The organism is Ileibacterium valens (assembly GCF_001945525.1).
Lineage (GTDB): Bacteria > Bacillota_I > Bacilli_A > Erysipelotrichales > Erysipelotrichaceae > Ileibacterium > Ileibacterium valens.
Genome location: NZ_MPJW01000197.1, coordinates 1 through 762, shown reverse-complemented (window position 1 = coordinate 762; position 762 = coordinate 1). Strand labels below are relative to the sequence as shown.

Sequence of the window (762 nt, the reverse complement as noted above, 5' to 3'; positions counted from 1 at the left end):
TAGATATCTAACCAGGGTAAAGAACAATGAACAAAGCTTACAAATTCAGAATCTATCCAGATAAAGAACAAGAAATTCTCTTTGCGAAAACCTTCGGCTGTGTGCGGTTGGTTTACAACTATTACCTCGACAAAAGAATTCAGCAGTACCAAATGGATCAATCCACTTTGAATTACACCTGGTGTGCTAATGACATGGCGAAGTTAAAGAAAACTGAAGAGTATAGCTTTCTCAAAGAAGTGGACAGCATCGCACTGCAGCAGTCTGTTTGTCATTTGGATGCAGCTTTCCAGAACTTTTTTAAACGCTCCAAATCTGGCTTTCCAAAATTCAAGTCGAAGAAGAACAGCCGAAAGAGTTATTCGACGAACTGTATCAATGGCAATATTGCTATTAAAAACGGCTGCATCAAGCTTCCAAAAGTGGGTCTTGTCAAAATCAATCAGCATCGTTCGATCCCTTCGGATTATAAACTGAAGTCTGTAACGATAAGCCAGAGTCCAAGCGGAAAGTACTATGCGAGCGTTTTGTTCGAGTATGATAAGCAAGTACAGGAACAGACGCCGCAATCTTTCATCGGTCTGGATTATTCCATGCATGAGCTGTACAAGGACAGCAACGGCAATGAGCCCAAATATCCAGGATATTACCGCCAGGCTGAAAAGAAGCTCAAAAGAGAGCCACGGAAACTTTCACACATGGTCAAAGGCTCAAACAACTGAAATAAACAGCGAATCAAAGTCGCTAAACTTCATGAAAAAA

General features: G+C 40.9%; 1 protein-coding gene. It reads left to right on the top strand.

Annotated elements, in window-relative coordinates:
* Positions 1-26 precede the first annotated feature (26 nt).
* Positions 27-722, top strand: coding sequence for a transposase (locus BO222_RS10385; RefSeq protein ID WP_233131251.1), 696 nt, complete (start codon positions 27-29; stop codon positions 720-722).
* Positions 723-762: the final 40 nt, after the last annotated feature.

Coding starts and splice junctions, on each gene's coding strand:
- BO222_RS10385 (WP_233131251.1), top strand. CDS start 27: ATGAACAAAGCTTACAAATTCAGAATCTATCCAGATAAAGAACAAGAA.